Raw genomic sequence first — 17,170 nt, 5'->3', positions numbered from 1 at the left:
CGGGTCATAATAGCGCAAAACTGCCCTTTCTCTGTAGCAAGGCCTGACTGATGAAGTTATTTGTAAGAGATTTGACCGTGATCGACTCCAGCTACCTGTGCGAACGCCGCGGCATGGTGGGTGAGAGCTGGCTGGTAGATATCGAAATGAGCGGTGAGCTCAACGAAATGAGCATGCTGCTGGACTTTGGCCGAGTAAAGAAGCTGATCAAGTCGATCATTGATGAAGAGGTGGACCACAAGCTGCTGGTGCCGACCGAGTGCCCGCTGATCCACGTCGAGACACTGGATGGTGACGAAAGCACAGTGGATCTGCTGCGCCCGGGTCGCTCCATCCATCTGCGCTGCCCATCCCAGGGCTTTGCCTTTATCCCTGCCCCACAAGTTGATAAAGAGTCGGTGACCCGCTACCTGCTGGCGGTACTGGCCAAACGGCTGCCGGGCAATATCAAGGATCTCTCCCTAACCCTGCGTCAGGAGGCGATCACCGGTGCCTTCTACCACTACAGCCATGGCCTGAAAAAGCACGATGGCAACTGCCAGCGTATCGCCCACGGCCACCGCTCTCCCATCGAGATCCACGTCGATGGCGAGCGCGACCAGGATCTTGAGCTCAACTGGGCCGAACGCTGGGGCGATATCTACCTCGGCACCGAGGAGGACAAGGTGGCGCTGACCGAGCTCGCTTTGAGCCCTCGCGCCAATGCCCAGCTTGGCGAGCATCACTGCGGCTTCAAATATGTGGCGCCGCAAGGGCTGTTCCAGCTGGCCATCCCCAGCGCCGAGGTGGAGATGATCGACACCGACACCACGGTCGAGCTGCTGGCCTGCTACATCGCTCGCGAAGTGAAGAAGATGGTGGGCGACAAGTTCGTCAAGATTGTCGCCTATGAAGGGGTCGGCAAGGGCGCGATTGCCTACGCCTGATCCCCTTGTCACGGCCGCAATAAAGAGAAGGCCCCGCATCTGCGGGGCCTTGTTGTTTCAACTTTCGACCATCAGGCGCTGAGGCGGAAGCGCTTGACCAGGCTCTCCTGCTGCTCGGCGAGGGAGTCCAGCTGCTGGCTGGTCTCGGCTACCCGCTCAATCCCCTGATAGTTGAGATCCGAGATATCGGAGATGCGGTTGAGGTTGGTGGCGATATCGGCGCTGGTGGCCTGCTGCTGCTCGGCGGCAGAGGCGATCTGGCTCGACATGTCGCTGATCAGCACCACAATCCCCTGCACCTCCTCCATGGCGTTGTTGGCGTGAGAGCTCTGGTCCACGCAGCTGTCCATCTCGCGAGAGCACTCCTGCATCACGGTCACCGCCTTGGCTACCCCCTGCTGCAGGTTCTCGATCATGGTCTGGATTTCGCTGGTGGACTGGGCGGTACGGCCCGCCAGACTGCGCACCTCATCCGCCACCACCGCAAATCCGCGCCCCTGCTCGCCGGCCCGCGCCGCTTCGATGGCGGCGTTGAGGGCCAGCAGGTTGGTCTGCTCGGCGATGCCGCGAATGACATCGAGGATATTGCCGATCTGGCTGCTCATGGCGCTCACATCACCAATCACCTTGCCGGTCTGTTGCAGCTTGCCCGCCAGTTGATGAGTGGTGGTGATATTGCCGGCCATCACCTTGCGCCCCATCTCGGAGGCCTTCTCCACATCCTGCACCCGCTCCAGGGTCTGGTTGGCGGCCTGCGCCACCTCCCGCACCGAGGCCTCCATCTGGGTCATGGCGGCGGCAACCGAGGCGGTCTCCTGGCGCTGTTTCTCCAGATCCGCCCGCACTGATTCGGTGGTGTGGCGGTTGCCGTGGGCAGCATCGTTAAGCTGAGCCGACGCTTGTGAAAGCTGCGCCAGCACCTCCCCCATCTGGGCAATCAGCAGGTTGATCTGGCTGCCCAGCTGACCAAATTCATTCTTGCTCTGAAAACCGATGCGCTGGGTCATGTCGCCCTGGGTCACTTCGGTCAGCACCCGCAGCAACTCCCTGAGCGGACGGCGAATGGCCTTGCCCAGGGTATAAGCCACCAGCATGGCGATCAGGATGGCGACGACGATGCTGGTTCCCTGGGTCAGGGTGCTCTGGCTCTGTGTGGCTTTGGCGTGCTGAATGCTCTGACTCATCAGCTGCTGACTCTGGCCGGTGATCCGCTCAAGCCGGTTCTGGATCTCGACGATGAGAGCGCTCGCCTGCTTGCTCTTCTCCCGCATCTGTTCCTGCTGCTTCATCAGCGCCAGATACTGGGAGAGCACGCCTTCGCTTGCGGTGGTGTCGCGCACGAAGCCGTGAACATAGTGGCCCATGTCGTTCTCGAAGTTCTTGAGCTCCCCCTGCAGATCCTTGATGGTGCTGTTGAACCCCTCGATCTGCATCTTGTTGCGCTTGAGCGCCCCTTCGATGGGAGCTGGAATGGTCTGGTTGAGGGCGTCCATGGTGGAGAGTTCGATGGCGGATAGCTTGGTGGTCAGGGTCTCGGAGAGCATCTTGATAAAGCTGTCGTCGATGGTGACCATCATGTCACCCAGACTCTTCTTGAACTGGGGCAGACTGACCTGAAACTGCCCCTTGGCCAGATTGACCTTGTGCAGTCGGGTGAGCAGCGCCTCGTGTTCGCCGGGCAGGGTATCGGTCAGTTGCAGGTAGCTGTCGACCTGCTGGCTGAGGCTGCTCATCTCCCCTTGCAATTCGGGATGGTGGGCCACCTGCTGGCGCAAAACGTCAAGGCTCTTGCCCACCGCGGCCTTGGCCTGTTTCAGTTCGGCCACTTCGGCCGGCAGCTGTTTGGGATCCTGCTCGGTGAGCACATCCCCCAGCCACTTGTTGGCGCTGAGCAGGGTGATCTGGGTCTGACTGCTGGCAATCACCAGCGGCATAGACTGCTGGGTAACCTGCTCCAGTGCGTTCCCCAGGGTCTCCTGACTACGAAATGTGAGCAGTGAACTGGCCACCATCACGGCCACCAGGATCGCGAAGCCAAGGTAGACTCGCTGCAAGATGGAGAGATCCGACATTGTTTGTTTCATTATTGTCCCGCTGTATATGCAAAAGTCCCTTGCCTGAGTACCCCGTCCTTTTGATACCCTGCAGACCACCCTGAACAGGCGCTGCAGATGACGTCCCTCTGGCTATCGGTATTTTTAACAATAACTGAAGGGAATGGGACATCAGCTGTGTCAAATGTCGGCTTGTGTCACACTTGGCGTGCTGCTCGCCCCCCCTTTCGGGAGCCGCTTGGGGTTCTAGTTCAATTTTCTGTTTCATATAAGGGAGTTAGCCATGGCGCAAGAAACCATTTTCAGCAAAATCATCCGTAAAGAGATCCCCGCCGACATCCTTTATCAAGACGATCTGGTCACCGCATTCCGGGATATCCAGCCCAAGGCCAAAACCCATATTCTGATCATCCCTAATGTGCTGATCCCCACCGTCAATGACGTGGAAGCCGAACATGAACTGGCCCTTGGCCGGATGTTCACCGTGGCCCGCAAACTGGCCAGCGAGGCGGGCATCGCCGAAGATGGCTACCGCCTCATCATGAACTGCAACCGCCACGGCGGGCAGGAGGTCTACCACATCCACATGCATCTGGTCGGTGGCCAGCCGCTGGGACCGCTGCTCAGCCTGTAATGAATCGCCACGCCTCAACCTGCCGCAGCGCCCTGTTGCTCTGCGGCGCCCTGCTGTTGCTGGGAGGCTGCGCCTCCCGCTGGCAGGATATGTTCGTCTCCTACTCCGATCAGATGGTGCCCCTGCGCAACCAGCTGCTGCTGGGCCATGCCGCCGAGGCGCTGCCCGAGGTGCGTGACTCCACCCTCGGGGATGACACCTTTGTGCTGGATCGGCTCGAACAGGGGCGCATTGCCTGGCTGGCGGGTCAGGATGCGGGCAGCAAGCAGGCGTTCAGCGCCGCCGACAGCCGCCTTCAGTGGGAAGACAACCAGGCCGAATACCGGCTGAGCCACGGTCTGGATCAGGTGGGCAGTCTGCTCACCAACGATCAGTCGATGGCCTATCGTACTCCCGATTACGAACGCACCATGCTGCACCACTATCTGGCCCTCAACTATCTGCAACGGGGTGATGCCGATGGCGCCCTGGTGGAGGTGCGTCGGGCCAATCAGGTGCAGGAGCAGGCCCTGAAACGGCGAGCCGATGAGGTACGCAAGGCGAAGGATGAGAGCGAAGAGGCCGAAGCAGAAGGCGAGATGCGCCAGCTGATGTCGCGCGGCGCACCGGATCTCGACCGGTTGATCGGCAAGGTCAAGAACGGTTTTCAGAACGCCTACACCTTCTATTTTTCCGCCGTGCTCTATGAGGCGGCCGGGGATCTCAACGATGCCTGGGTCGACTATCAGCGCGGCTACCAGATAGCGCCGGACAACCGCAGCCTGCAAGATGCCTTGCTGCGTCTGGCGCGGCTGCGTGGCTCACCGGACGAGATCCGCGAGACAGAGAAAATGATAGGCCGCAAAGCGCCATTGCCAGCTAAAAATCAGGGCCAACTGGTGGTGCTGTTTGAAGATGGTTTGATCCCGGCGCGGCGTGAACTGTTCCTGCCGCTGCCCATCTCCACCTCCCGCGGCGATTTTCGCACCTTTACCGTCGCCATCCCCTATTACGATAATCGGGCCAGCGACACCGGCCCGCTGACGGTGGAAGTCGGCAAGCGGGTCGAGCAAACCAGCGAGCTGGTCAGGCTGGAAGCGCTGGCCGCCAAAGATCTGCAGGAGCGGCTGCCCGGCATGCTGACCCGCCAGGCGCTGCGACTGGTGGCCAAGGAGCAGATGCGCCGCTCCGCCGCCAAAGAGGGGGGCGATGTGGGCAATATTCTGGTGGGGATCTTCAACACTCTCTCGGAGCGAGCAGATACCCGCAGCTGGCTGACGCTGCCAGCTCAGGCATCGAGCTGGCAGGGAATAGTGCCGGCAGGTGACATCAATCTCACCCTGGGCGCGGGGGCAGCGCAGCGGCAATTGCCGCTCACCATCCACAAGGGCCGCACCACCCTGGTCTGGGTACAGCGCCTCGGCGCCGGTCTGACCACCAGGGTGATGCCGCTCTGAGCAAGACGATTAACCGGGCAGCCCCCAATGCTGCCCCACTAACTCCAATCAAGGAGAGCAAGATGAAAGCATACGGGTTGGCCCTCGGGCTCGCGCTGCTGCTGACCGGCTGCGCCACCAACACCTCAGGCGTGGCGCTCTATGGCCCGGCGGGCGGTGCTCCCACGCTGGAGCAGCATCAAAACGTCAACGTCACCCTGACCGAGCTGAGCCGCCGCCAGCAAAATGGCCTGCTGCAGGTCAATGTGGCCGCTGCCAGCACCCAGCGCGGCGATAACAAGCTGCAATATATCTTCTATTGGTATGATGAGGCTGGTCAGGAGGTCGCCAGCGATGGCCGCGGCTGGACCCCCATCAAGCTGCATGGCTATCAGACCCGCACCCTCTCGGCTCTGGCGCCCAGCCCGGCGGCGCAGGGTTACCGGATTTACGTACGCGAAGTGATTGAGGAATCCTACTGATGAAAATGAATCATGCCCTGCTGATCCTGACCGGCGCGCTGCTGCTGGGCGGCTGCTCCAGCACCACCGTCAGCTATGGCGATCCGACCGAAACCGAAACCGTCACCGTCGATTACGGCTCAAGCGACCTGCAGGCCATCGCCGACAAGATGGCGGACTCCATGCTCGCCTCCCCTGCCACCAGCGAGATCACCGCAGGCGGTCGTCCGGTGATGTTTATGGACTCTATCCGCAACAAGACCTCCGAGCACATCGATACCGAAGCCATCACCGACACCATCCGCACCAAGTTGCTGCGGGCCGGCAAGTTCCGCTTCGTCGACATGAGCAAGGTGGCCGCCGTCAAGCAACAGCTCGAATACCAGCAGAGCAGCGGCATGGTGGATCCTGCCTCCATGGTGCGTCTGGGCAAGCAGACCGGTGCTCGCTACATGGTCTATGGCAACCTCGCCAGCATCGTCAAGGACAATGGCAAGGTGAAGGATGTCTACTACCAGATGACCATGAACCTGATGGATCTGCAAAACGGCGAACTGCTGTGGGCCGATCAGAAAGAGATCCGCAAACAGGCGAAGAAATCCACCTTTGGCTGGTAACAGGCTCCCGGTGACAGGCAACCATGATCCGCTACTGGCCCGCCTGCCCGCCCCCTGGCGGGAGGGGCAGCTGGAACCACTCGGGTTAGGTCTGACCAACTGCAACTATCGACTGCGCCTCCCCTCGGGGCGCAGTTACTTTTTGCGTCAGGGCCACTCCGACCCGGTGCGCCTTGGCATCGACCGTCCCACCGAGTGGCAGCTTTATCAGGGGGCGATGGCAGAAGGATTGGCGCTGCCCTGCCACTATGGCGATCCCGCCAGCGGTCTGATGCTGCTCGAATGGTGCGATGAGCCAAACTGGGTACACGCGGCGCCACCAGAAGCCGATCAGCCCCGTCTGCTGGCGGAGGTGCTGCGCAAGCTCCATCGCTTGCCGCTACCTGCGGTGGTGATGGCGGTGCGAGCCCACGCGGCGGGCTATCGCGCCCGACTGGCCCGCATTCCCTCCTGGCTGCCCGCCCTGGAGCGGAGCTTGCTCGCCAGCAGTGAGCCAAATGATTGCTGGCGCCCTTGCCACCATGATCTCAATCCGGCTAACTTGTTGGGAAGCAAACCCTGGGTCATCGACTGGGAGTATGGCGCGGCAGGTCACCCCGGCTTTGAGCTCGCCAGCATCCAGCGCACCCATGAGTGGCCCGCCGAGCGGCGTGACGAGCTGGAAGCGCACTATCTGCAGGCAGTGCCGCGCCACCAGTGGCCCGATTTTCAGAGCGAGGCATTTTTACCCTGGGTCGACTATATCGGCCTGCTCTGGGCCCTACTGATGGCAGAGCAACAGCCCTTACTCGACTATGACACCCTGATCGCCATCAACCGGCAACGACTGGAGTAATAGATGATAAACAAGGTGCGCTGGCACAAGCCGAAAACCTGGGGTCTGCTGCTGATCGGCCTGCTGCTGACCGGCTGCTCCACCCGGGTGATCTACTACTGGCTCGATACCGCCATCATCTGGCAGCTGGATGACTACTTTGCCCTCTCCTATTCGCAGAAGGATCTGCTCAGCCGTGAAGTGAAGGGGCTGATGGCCTGGCATCGCCAGCACGAGCTGCCGCGCTACGCCAAGGATCTCGATGCACTGGCCAAGGCGGTGGCCAGCCCCATGACGCCGGAGCAGATCTCGACCAATCTCGATGCGGTGCAGCAGAGCCTGACCCGCACGCTGGAAAACACTATCCCCCGTGCGGTCAGGCTGGCGCGCACCCTGACCGACGAGCAGGTGGCCCGCTTTATGACCGATCGGGTCAAGCGGCAACAGGAGCGGCAAAAGGACTTTGCCACTGAGCCCAAAGAGCAGATGCTGGCGGAGTTTCGCGACAAGATGAACAAGCGGCTCGAGTTCTGGATTGGCGAGGTGAAACCGGCACAGGCGCCACTGGTGGCCCAGTGGGCCGAATGGCAATACGAGCTGATGCCCCCCTGGCTCGAGTTTCAGGAGTCCTGGACCCAGGAGCTGGACAGGCTGATGAAGCAGCGCCAGAGTCCCGACTTTACCCGCGAGCTGACTGACCTGCTGGCCGAGGGGGATGGGCTGATGGATGGCCGCTTTACCGGCTATACCGAACAGTCGCGCCAGCGTACCGTCAACTGGCTGAGCGCCATGAGCCAGTCGCTGGATATCTCCCAGCGGGCTCATCTCTACTCCCTGCTCAAGGGTTATGCCCGCGACTTCAAGCAGATGAGCGGCAGCTGACAGCCAGCACCGAATGGTGCCATGCGCCCGGGGCAACCTTGTTCAAACCGGACGCTTATGGTAGTTTGCCCTTCCTATTTATCGGGAATTAACTTTTGCGCCTTATCGACAAAGTAAAACTGGTGCTGGTCACTCTGGTTATCGCCCTCACCCTACTTTGTTCCATCGCCCGAATGGAAGGCCCGCTGCTACCCGCATCTCCCCAGAGTGAACAGCAGCAGACTCAGGTGTTCAATCAGCTTAGCGACAGCGATGATGGCATCATCAAGTTTGTCGGCAGCCATCAGAATCACCTGCTGCGTCTCGAACAATCCCTGCGCAGTGACAACCAGCCCAAGAGTGTGGTCTACGAGCTGATCCAGAGCTGGTCGGCCCAAGCCATCCTGCTGTTGCTGCTCGGCTGGCTGATGCTGGCACCCGAGCTCTATCACAAACAGAGTTTTCGCGATCGCTTTGGCGCGATCCACCGACGCCATCTACAGCGCCAACATCTGCAATACCGCTTCACCCAGAGCTATCTGAACGCCTGACCCCGGAGGGGCTGGCACATCCACTGTTTGCTCATCTCCTCTTCCTGACGGATCCGGCAACTGCCTGATCCGCATCTGATGCATCCCATTTTTTGCGCCTTGCCGAGCCTTGTTGCTATCGGCCTAGGCACCATTCTCCTGACAGAGGCTTGTTTGCCATGAGAAAGAGCAATCGCACAGTTCTCAACCGCATGAGCAAGTGGCAGTACGCACTGCTGCTGTTGATGCTGTTGACCTTTACCTTTTACTCCCTGCCCACCTTTTTCGGTGAGCAGCCCTCCCTCGGCCTGCACGGACAGCAGCGCCTGACCACCCAGCAACAGATGCTGCTGAGCGACAAACACCTGACCCCGCTCAAGGTAATTGAGCAACCTGAGCGAGTCGAGCTGGTCTTTGCCAGCCAGGGTGAACAGCAGCGCGCCAAGCAGTTGCTGGAGCAGCAAGGGGTCGACAGTGCCGCCCTCACACTGGAGTTTCACTCCAACGCACCGGCCTGGATCACCCGCCTCGGCGCCGACCCCATCAAGCTGGGGCTCGATCTGCGTGGCGGCTCCCAGCTGCTGATCGGGGTGGACGTGGACTTTGTCATCGACAATCAGACCAAGAATCTGGTGGATACCCTGCGCACCCGTTTCCGTGAAGCCAACCTGCGCGGCGCCAGCGTCACGCGCAGCGCACAGGGCGCCGTAGCCGTCACCCTGCCGGAGGTGGCCGAACAGGAGAGCTGGCTCGCCATCATCAAGGAGAGTGCCGGTACCCGTCAGGATCAGTGGAAGCTGACCCGCTCCGGCAATGACCTGAAACTGGTACTGAGCGAGGCGGAGCGTACCCTGCTGGTCAACAACGCCGTGACCCAGAACCTGTCGATCCTGAAAAAACGGATCAACGAGCTCGGCATCGTCGAGGCCTCAGTGGTGCGTCAGGGGCAGGATGGTATCCGTATCGAACTGCCCGGGGTACATAACCCCAAGCAGGCAAAAGAGGTGATCGGCGCCACCGCCTCGCTGGCCTTCTACGAGGCCAAAGCCGACAGCCACTTCTACATCGCCGATCGCAACGGTCAGGCCGTCGGCATGGCGCGCAAGCCGGTACTCACCGGCGAGCACATCGTCGATGCCCGCGCCAACATGGGCGAAATGGGTCAACCCCAGGTCAATATCGTGCTCGACACCCTGGGTGGCAGCAAGATGAACCAGTTCAGCCGCCAGCATGTGGGCAAGCCGATGGCGACCGTCTTCACCGAGTACAAGACCAACGCCCAGGGTAAATTGCGTGCCCAGAGCGAGGTGATCAACGTCGCCACCATCCAGACCGCCCTTGGCAACCAGTTCCGCATCACCGGCATTGGCAGTCTGCCGGAAGCGCAAGAGCTGGCCATGCTGCTGCGTGCCGGCGCCCTCACCGCCCCTCTCAAGATCCTGGAAGAACGCAGTATTGGCCCGACGCTGGGGATGCAGAATATCGAGGCGGGCTTCACCGCGCTGGCCTTCGGCATGGCAGGCATGATGCTGTTCATGATGGCCTGGTACCGCAAATTCGGCTGGGTTGCCATCACGGCGCTGGTCGCCAACCTGTTGATGCAGGTCGGCATGCTGGCGGTGCTGCCGGGCGCCGTGCTGACCCTGCCGGGGATCGCCGGTCTGGTGCTGACGGTGGGCATGGCGGTGGATACCCATGTGCTGATCTTCGAGCGGATCAGGGACCGTCTGCGAGAGGGTGGTTCACTGGCCAACGCCATCGATTTTGGCTATCGCTCGGCCTTCCACACCATTTTCGATGCCAACATCACTACGCTTATCTGTGCTGTGGTGCTCTACTCCATCGGCTCCGGGCCGCTGCAGGGCTTCTCCATCACCCTCATTCTGGGTCTGCTCTCCAGCATGATCACCGGGATCTGGGGGACGCGCGCCATCATCAACCCCCTCTGGGGACGCAGCAGCGAGCGCACGCTGAAGGTGTAACGGGACAGCAGTCCCTCTGATGAGCGGCTTTGACTGCGCCATCGGCCATGGATATGGCCGGAGCGGCCAAAGCAGAACACTATTTTCCCGGCGTGTCGCGACACGTCGTGATGGGCCAACAGCCTGATGCTGGCTGGCCAAGGAGAGAATTATGTTGAGAATGATCGTTGCCATGGGGTTGACCCGTTGGCGTTATATCGGCCTGTGGGCTTCCATCCTGCTGACCGTGGCCAGTGTCGCCATCTTGTTGGTGAACGGCCTGACATTGGGGCTCGATTTTACCGGCGGGATCCTGCTGGAGTTTCATATCCAGACCCTGAAAGAGGCCCATGAGCTCAATGCCATGCTGGTCTCCCCGCTGGCGGGAGCCGTTGAGCTGAGCTCGGCCGGTATTCCCGGCGAGTGGCTGATCAAGCTGCCCCCCCACGAACTGCCCTGGCCCGCGGCGGATCTCGCCACCATGCTGACCCAACAGCTGGGGATGCCGGTCGAGTTGCTGCGCACCACCATCGTCGGCCCTCAGGTGGGTGCAGAACTGTTCCAGCAGGGGATGCTGGCCGTGCTGGTCGCTTCGCTGGCGATGTCGGCCTATCTGGCGTTTCGTTTCGAGTGGCGTCAGGCCATCGGCATCCTGCTCTCGGTGGTCCATGACGCCATCGTGGCGCTGGGGCTGCTGTCACTCTTTCAGATTGAATTCGATCTGAACATCATCGCCGGTTTGATGGCGGTGATCGGCTACTCCCTCAACGACAGCATCGTCATCTCGGACAGGTTGCGGGATCTGCTGAGCTCGCGTACCCAGATGGGGATCCACGAATGCTCCGATGTGGCCATCAAGGCGACCTTCAGTCGCACCATGATCACCTCGGGCACCACCCTGTTTACCGTGGGCGCTCTGTTGCTGTTTGGCGGTGACGCTCTCTACGGCTTCTCCTTCACCCTGTTTGCCGGGATCCTGGTGGGCACCGTCTCCTCCATTACCGTCGCCTCGACCGTGCAGGAGCTGCTTGGGCTCACCCCGCAGGCCTACCAGAAGAAGAGCGAGGAGCCACTGGCCAACGCAGCCTGAACCTTGTTAATCAGACCCGGCTCACCGGGTCTCAACAAACCGGGCCCCTGCCAACCATTGGCAGGGGCTTTTTCATCCCTCCTCTCTCGCCGCCCATTTTGTCGTTCGGCTCGCCCAATTGACAACTGACCATATTGAAAGCAATGACGGATCAACCCGTCATTTTTAATAACAAAAAGGTCATTTTATTACGTCAGAAACCATAAAATGTGACTGAAAGCACTTTCTTGAGGGCTCAAAGGAGGCAACATTGTAGTGATTTATCTACAAAGGGATATGAGATGTTGTTACAACCTGCCAATACAGCAAAATCCAGACAGTTGCTGAACGAGACCATGGCGTTGGTACTCGCAGGAGGGCGGGGTAGTCGCCTCAAACAGTTAACCGACAACCGTGCAAAACCTGCCGTTCATTTCGGCGGCAAATTCCGCATCATCGATTTCGTGCTCTCCAACTGCATCAACTCCGGCATCCGTCGGGTCGGTGTCGTGACCCAGTACAAATCCCACAGCCTGTTGCGCCATCTCCAATCGGGCTGGTCTTTCCTGCGCTACCAGATGAACGAGTTTATCGATCTGCTCCCTGCCCAGCAGCGGGTGGATGAGGTGAACTGGTATCGGGGTACCGCTGATGCGGTCTACCAGAATCTGGATATCATCCGCGATCACGCCCCCAAATATGTGGTGGTGCTGGCAGGCGATCACATCTACAAGATGGATTACGCCGCCATGCTGCTCGACCACGTCAATATGGGCGCCAAGGTGACCGTTGCCTGCATCGAGGTGCCACGCAGTGAAGCAAGCGCCTTCGGGGTAATGGCGGTGGATGATGATCGCAAGATCAATGCCTTCGTCGAAAAGCCCGCTAACCCGCCCGCCATGCCGGGCAAGGCCGACACCGCGCTGGCCTCCATGGGCGTCTATATCTTCGATGCCGAGTATCTCTATCAGTTGCTGGAAGAGGACATTGCCAACGAGCAGTCCCATCACGATTTCGGCATGGACGTGATCCCCCGCGTGGTGAAAGAGGGCACCGCATTCGCTCACCCGTTTGGCATGTCCTGTGTCGGCTGCTGTCCGGATCGCCGCCCCTACTGGCGCGATGTGGGCACTGTGGACTCCTTCTGGGAGGCCAATATGGATCTCGCCTCCGTCACGCCGGAGCTGGATATCTACGATCAGGACTGGCCCATCTGGACCAGCCAGAACATGACTCCTCCCGCCAAGTTCGTGCAGGACAGAAACGGCCAGCACGGCATGACTATCAACTCCATGTTTGCCGGGGGTACCATCGTCAGTGGCTCTTTCATCCTGAGTTCGGTGCTCTTTACCAATGTGCGGGTCGACTCCTTCTGCACCCTGGATCAGGCCGTTATCTTCCCGGGTGTGGAGATTGGTGCCGGTTGCCGACTGCGCCGGGTGGTGATCGACAAGGGGTGCAAACTGCCGGAAGGCACGGTGATCGGTGAAAACGCCGATGAAGATGCACGTCGCTTCCACCGCTCCGAGCAGGGCATAGTGCTGGTCACCCAGGGAATGCTCACTCGCCTGAACAAAGAGCTGCAGGGAAAACAAAAGCGCTGATCCGCAGCCAGACGGGATCCCCCTTCCTACCGCAAAGGGAGCCATGATGGCTCCCTCTTTCTATGGCTGACCAGATAGCCACCTCACACCATCATTGCCATCGCGTTGCAGTCTCCCAGAGATACCATTTACTGTGGGTAAACAGCTGGGCAACGCAGCCTTCACACCCTCAAACCGTAAACATTAAATTACAAAATAACCATTAACCCTCCGAAAACCTCTCTGTATTATTCCTGTTCGCACTATATAGCAGCTCCTTTATCTGACTTTTTAGCGGTAAATCCGCTAGTTTCACTTGATTGTTTGTTTTTCCTTGGTAAGGTGAGGGCGGTTGCGTAACAAAGCAGGTACCAACGTAAACATATCGGTACAATCGCTTTTGGCTTAATACAGTAGAGAGAATGAAATCATGCAAAGAGACCCCCTGAACAACATCCATATCCAGTCCGAACAAGTGATGATCACGCCTGCCCAGCTCAAGGAGAAGTTACCCATATCCGACAAGGCGCTGGCATTCGTGCAAGGGGCCCGTAATACCATCGCCGATATCATTCACCGCCGCGATCACCGGCTGCTGGTGATCTGTGGTCCCTGCTCCATCCACGATATGGACGCCGCCAAAGAGTACGCAACCAGACTCAAAGCGCTGCATGATGCCTATCAGGACTCTCTCTACATTGTCATGCGGGTCTACTTTGAGAAGCCGCGCACCACGGTCGGCTGGAAAGGCTTTATCAACGACCCCAATCTGGATGGCACCTTCGATGTGGAGCTGGGGCTGCACCGTGCCCGCGAGCTGCTCTGCTGGCTGGCGGAGCTGGAGTTGCCGCTGGCCACCGAAGCGCTCGACCCCATCAGCCCACAATACCTGGCCGAGCTCTTCTCCTGGTCAGCCATCGGCGCCCGCACCACCGAATCCCAGACCCACAGGGAGATGGCGTCCGGCCTCTCCATGCCGGTCGGCTTCAAGAACGGCACCGACGGCAACCTGGGGACTGCCATTAATGCGTTGCAGGCGGCCTCCTCCCCTCACGCCTTTATGGGGATCAACCAGCAGGGCCAGGTTGCGCTGCTGCAGACCCAGGGCAACCCGGATGGCCACGTGATCCTGCGCGGCGGCAAACATCCCAACTATGACTCGGTCAACGTGTCGCTGGCGGAAGAGGCGCTGGAGAAAGCGGGCCTGCTGCCGAGCCTTGTGGTGGATTGCAGCCACGGCAACTCCAGCAAGGATCACCGGCTGCAGCCCAAGGTGGCCGACAACGTCATCCACCAGATCCAGGAGGGCAACCGCTCCATCATCGGGGTGATGCTCGAATCCAACCTGTTTGAGGGTAACCAGTCCAGCGAGCAGCCCAAAGAGCAGATGCGCTACGGGGTCTCCATCACTGATGCCTGCATCGACTGGGACACCACCGCCACCCTGCTGGCCCGCTGCCACAACCAGCTGGCTGACCCCCTCAAGGGCAGAACTGCGCGGTAAGCCGTGGTATCTTGTCGTAACCTATTGAACAATCGAGGTATCACCGCTGGTGGCATCAAGTCGCTCACGCCGTGATACCTTGTTGCATCTTGAATTTCAGGGCGCCGCCACTCGCGGCGCCAGCAGGGACTGGATATGGCTGAAGAGTTGAATGTACTCAGGGACAAGATAGATGCGGTGGACAAGCAGCTGATCGATCTGCTGGCCGCCCGTCTGGCCCTGGTGGGAGAAGTGGGTGAGGTAAAGAGCCGCCACGGCCTGCCCATCTATGCACCGGATCGGGAAGCGAGCATGCTGGCCCGCCGCCGCGCCGAGGCTGAGCAGTTGGGGGTGCCCGGCGATCTCATCGAAGACGTGCTGCGCCGGGTGATGCGTGAATCTTATGCCAGCGAGAAAGATACCGGCTTCAAATGCATAAAGCCGGATCTTGGCAAGGTGGTCATCATCGGCGGTCAGGGTCAGCTTGGTCGGCTGTTCGGTCATATGTTCAGCCTCTCAGGCTATCGGGTCGAGACGCTGGAACAAGCCGACTGGCCGCGCGCTGACGAGATCCTCGCCGGAGCCGGTCTGGTGATGGTGGCGGTGCCCATCGATATCACCTGCCAGATCATCGACCACCTCGGCAACCTGCCCGCCCACTGCCTGCTGGTCGATGTCACCAGCGTGAAAGCAGCGCCGCTTGAACATATGCTGGCGGTGCACCAAGGGCCGGTACTGGGACTGCACCCCATGTTCGGGCCGGATGTGGCAAGTCTCGCCAAGCAGGTGATCGTCTGCTGCCAGGGTCGTGACCCCGCCGCCAGCCAATGGCTGCTGGATCAGATGACCATCTGGGGCGCCCGCTTGCAACAGGTGGAAGCCAAGGCCCACGATGAGGCGATGACCCTCATTCAGGCACTGCGTCACTTCGCCACCTTTGCCTATGGCTGGCACCTCTCCCGGGAGCAGGCCAATCTGGATCGCCTGCTGAGTTTGAGCTCCCCCATCTACCGGCTGGAGCTCGCCATGGTGGGGCGGCTGTTCGCTCAGGATCCCCACCTCTATGCCGACATCATTTTGTCGTCACCGCAGAATCTGGCGATGATCCGTCGCTACTACCAAAACTTCGGCGAAGCGCTGGGGCTGCTGGAGCGAGGAGACAGGGACGGTTTCATCGAGGCCTTCTCGCAAGTTTCCGGTTTCTTCGGCGAACACGCCGACCAGTTTCTGCGTGAAAGCCGCATGCTACTGGCCCAGGCCAACGATCGCCGCCAACACGGCTAATCCTGCAAAAGCAGTCACCGCTCATATCACCAAAAAGGGAAGATACTCAGGCATCTTCCTTTTTTGTTTGTTACTGTCCCGTCCTGAATATGGTTTACACCTTTCCCCCCAATAAATGGAGAATCCGATGGGACAAGGTGTGAAACGGACACAGCGCGATTACTCGCTGACTTTTAAACTGGCGCTGGTCAAGCTGGGGTGTCCTGGCAAGATCGGACAGTCCAGGATCATGTAGTGGTCTAATCATCCCGGACACCATTTTAGGTGGTACAGTCGCCACCATGACCTGAGGTGTTCAATGACAAGATTACGTCGTTCATTTACTGCCGAATTCAAACTCGAAGCCGCATCCCTGGTGCTCGACCAGGGATATTCTGTCCCTGAAGCCAGCCGTTCACTGGATGTCGGTGAAACCGTACTGCGCCGCTGGGTTCAGCAACTGCAATCCGAACGCAGTGGCACAACCCCCATCGGAAAAGCACTGACTCCGGAGCAGCGGAAAATTCAGGAGCTGGAAGCCCGCATCAACCGGCTCGAACATGAGAAGGACATTCTAAAAAAGGCTACTGCTCTCTTGATGGCGGACGAGTTCACACGTACGCGCTGATAGACCAATTAAGAGAGCAAGCCCCCATCACTCTGGTCTGCTGCGCTTTCGATGTTCCCACCTCCTGTTTTTACGATTATCTGGCTCGCAGGCGGACGATTAACCGTGAACGTATGCAACAGCGCTCTGAGTTGCGCCGGTTGTTCAAAGAGAGCAGGGATTCGGCTGGCAGCCGTGCCTTGATGTCGATGATGCGGGAGTTGGGGTATCAGATTGGTCGATTCAAAGTACGTAACCTGATGAAGGAAGCCGGGCTGGTATCCAAACAGCCGGGCGCACACCGCTATAAGGTGGCACAGTCTGAACGACCGGATATTCCCAATCTGCTGGTCCGTGAATTTGATGTTCCGCAACCCAATCAGGTGTGGTGTGGCGATATTACCTACGTCTGGGTCGGAGGTTGTTGGCATTACCTGGCCGCAGTGCTCGACCTTCATATCAGGCGGGTCGTGGGCTGGGCGATGTCTGACAAGCCTGATGCAGCACTGGCCATCAAAGCATTGGAGATGGCCTATCAGCAGCGGGGTTGCCCCTCTGGTGTGTTGTTTCACTCCGACCAGGGCAGCCAATATGGCAGTAGGGCATTTCGGCAACGACTGTGGCGCTATCGCATGACCCAGAGCATGAGTCGGCGTGGCAACTGCTGGGATAACGCCCCGATGGAACGGTTGTTCAGAAGCCTGAAGTCAGAGTGGCTCCCGGCTATGGGATATATGAGCTTGCGAGAAGCGAAACGAGATATCAGTTATTACCTGATGGATTTGTCTAGTCCTGAAATAGGTTTACACATTTTCAACTAGCATTTCTCTACTCAGAACCCCCTATGTACCGCATCGGGGGTTCTGTATTTCAACGCATGATGCGGCCGCTC

14 protein-coding genes and 1 pseudogene are annotated in these 17,170 nt (G+C 59.5%); 14 read left to right on the top strand and 1 reads right to left on the bottom strand.

Annotation, left to right across the window (positions count from 1 at the left end; translation table 11 throughout):
- Window positions 1-50 precede the first annotated feature (50 nt).
- On the top strand, window positions 51-926 hold the full coding sequence (locus tag ACB040_RS04845; protein WP_338771515.1) for a 6-carboxytetrahydropterin synthase: 876 nt from the start codon (window positions 51-53) through the stop codon (window positions 924-926).
- Window positions 927-997: 71 nt separating this feature from the next.
- Here the strand turns inward: ACB040_RS04845 and ACB040_RS04840 are convergent, their stop codons facing one another.
- Window positions 998-3,010: a methyl-accepting chemotaxis protein gene (locus ACB040_RS04840; protein ID WP_100646263.1), complete on the bottom strand. Its 2,013-nt coding sequence runs from the start codon at window positions 3,008-3,010 to the stop codon at window positions 998-1,000.
- A 253-nt stretch (window positions 3,011-3,263) separates the two neighbouring features.
- Here ACB040_RS04840 and hinT point away from each other — a divergent pair, with 253 nt between their 5' ends.
- From hinT to ACB040_RS04775, 13 genes and pseudogenes are all read left to right on the top strand, one after another.
- Window positions 3,264-3,614, top strand: a complete 351-nt coding sequence (gene hinT / locus ACB040_RS04835; protein WP_021231009.1) for a purine nucleoside phosphoramidase — start codon at window positions 3,264-3,266, stop codon at window positions 3,612-3,614.
- Window positions 3,614-5,050, top strand: coding sequence for a COG3014 family protein (locus ACB040_RS04830; RefSeq protein WP_371153599.1), 1,437 nt, complete (start codon window positions 3,614-3,616; stop codon window positions 5,048-5,050). The genes hinT and ACB040_RS04830 overlap by 1 nt, the downstream gene beginning before the upstream one ends.
- Window positions 5,051-5,112: 62 nt before the next feature.
- A complete protein-coding gene (locus ACB040_RS04825) occupies window positions 5,113-5,511 on the top strand; it encodes a YcfL family protein (protein WP_005334038.1) in 399 nt (132 codons plus the stop codon).
- Window positions 5,511-6,107 carry a penicillin-binding protein activator LpoB gene (gene lpoB / locus ACB040_RS04820; RefSeq protein ID WP_005302153.1) on the top strand — a complete coding sequence of 199 codons (597 nt, stop codon included), beginning with the start codon at window positions 5,511-5,513 and terminating at the stop codon, window positions 6,105-6,107. The genes ACB040_RS04825 and lpoB overlap by 1 nt, the downstream gene beginning before the upstream one ends.
- A gap of 10 nt (window positions 6,108-6,117) precedes the next feature.
- The gene (locus ACB040_RS04815; protein ID WP_338771521.1) at window positions 6,118-6,942 is read left to right on the top strand and encodes a phosphotransferase; all 825 of its coding nucleotides are present in this window, start codon (window positions 6,118-6,120) and stop codon (window positions 6,940-6,942) included.
- Between the two features lie 3 nt (window positions 6,943-6,945).
- Entirely contained in the window at window positions 6,946-7,803 is an 858-nt protein-coding gene (locus ACB040_RS04810; protein WP_005353080.1) for a DUF6279 family lipoprotein, read from the top strand.
- A 95-nt stretch (window positions 7,804-7,898) separates the two neighbouring features.
- Window positions 7,899-8,333 carry a hypothetical protein gene (locus ACB040_RS04805; protein ID WP_043819384.1) on the top strand — a complete coding sequence of 145 codons (435 nt, stop codon included), beginning with the start codon at window positions 7,899-7,901 and terminating at the stop codon, window positions 8,331-8,333.
- Window positions 8,334-8,491: 158 nt separating this feature from the next.
- The gene (gene secD / locus ACB040_RS04800) at window positions 8,492-10,294 is read left to right on the top strand and encodes a protein translocase subunit SecD (RefSeq protein ID WP_019445282.1); all 1,803 of its coding nucleotides are present in this window, start codon (window positions 8,492-8,494) and stop codon (window positions 10,292-10,294) included.
- Between the two features lie 151 nt (window positions 10,295-10,445).
- Window positions 10,446-11,363, top strand: coding sequence for a protein translocase subunit SecF (secF, locus tag ACB040_RS04795; protein WP_005334046.1), 918 nt, complete (start codon window positions 10,446-10,448; stop codon window positions 11,361-11,363).
- 281 nt (window positions 11,364-11,644) lie between these two features.
- The gene (gene glgC / locus ACB040_RS04790; protein WP_005334047.1) at window positions 11,645-12,946 is read left to right on the top strand and encodes a glucose-1-phosphate adenylyltransferase; all 1,302 of its coding nucleotides are present in this window, start codon (window positions 11,645-11,647) and stop codon (window positions 12,944-12,946) included.
- A gap of 409 nt (window positions 12,947-13,355) precedes the next feature.
- A complete protein-coding gene (locus ACB040_RS04785) occupies window positions 13,356-14,429 on the top strand; it encodes a 3-deoxy-7-phosphoheptulonate synthase (RefSeq protein ID WP_021231016.1) in 1,074 nt (357 codons plus the stop codon).
- A gap of 135 nt (window positions 14,430-14,564) precedes the next feature.
- Entirely contained in the window at window positions 14,565-15,692 is a 1,128-nt protein-coding gene (tyrA, locus tag ACB040_RS04780) for a bifunctional chorismate mutase/prephenate dehydrogenase (protein ID WP_309506375.1), read from the top strand.
- Between the two features lie 298 nt (window positions 15,693-15,990).
- Window positions 15,991-17,060, top strand: a pseudogene (locus tag ACB040_RS04775) (IS3 family transposase); the annotation flags it as partial.
- Between the last annotated feature and the right edge of the window lie 110 nt (window positions 17,061-17,170).

It is taken from the genome of Aeromonas sp. S11(2024) (assembly GCF_041402345.1).
Lineage (GTDB): Bacteria > Pseudomonadota > Gammaproteobacteria > Enterobacterales > Aeromonadaceae > Aeromonas > Aeromonas veronii.
The sequence above is the reverse complement of the archived record's forward strand: the minus strand, read 5'-3'. Positions and strand labels throughout refer to the sequence as shown.

Bases quoted from the DNA above. Each gene is read 5' to 3' on its own strand.
- ACB040_RS04825 (WP_005334038.1), top strand. From the start codon at position 5,113: ATGAAAGCATACGGGTTGGCCCTCGGGCTCGCGCTGCTGCTGACCGGC.
- ACB040_RS04830 (WP_371153599.1), top strand. From the start codon at position 3,614: ATGAATCGCCACGCCTCAACCTGCCGCAGCGCCCTGTTGCTCTGCGGC.
- hinT (WP_021231009.1), top strand. From the start codon at position 3,264: ATGGCGCAAGAAACCATTTTCAGCAAAATCATCCGTAAAGAGATCCCC.
- ACB040_RS04785 (WP_021231016.1), top strand. From the start codon at position 13,356: ATGCAAAGAGACCCCCTGAACAACATCCATATCCAGTCCGAACAAGTG.
- ACB040_RS04810 (WP_005353080.1), top strand. From the start codon at position 6,946: ATGATAAACAAGGTGCGCTGGCACAAGCCGAAAACCTGGGGTCTGCTG.
- secD (WP_019445282.1), top strand. From the start codon at position 8,492: ATGAGAAAGAGCAATCGCACAGTTCTCAACCGCATGAGCAAGTGGCAG.
- lpoB (WP_005302153.1), top strand. From the start codon at position 5,511: ATGAAAATGAATCATGCCCTGCTGATCCTGACCGGCGCGCTGCTGCTG.
- ACB040_RS04840 (WP_100646263.1), bottom strand. From the start codon at position 3,010: ATGAAACAAACAATGTCGGATCTCTCCATCTTGCAGCGAGTCTACCTT.
- secF (WP_005334046.1), top strand. From the start codon at position 10,446: ATGTTGAGAATGATCGTTGCCATGGGGTTGACCCGTTGGCGTTATATC.
- ACB040_RS04845 (WP_338771515.1), top strand. From the start codon at position 51: ATGAAGTTATTTGTAAGAGATTTGACCGTGATCGACTCCAGCTACCTG.
- glgC (WP_005334047.1), top strand. From the start codon at position 11,645: ATGTTGTTACAACCTGCCAATACAGCAAAATCCAGACAGTTGCTGAAC.
- tyrA (WP_309506375.1), top strand. From the start codon at position 14,565: ATGGCTGAAGAGTTGAATGTACTCAGGGACAAGATAGATGCGGTGGAC.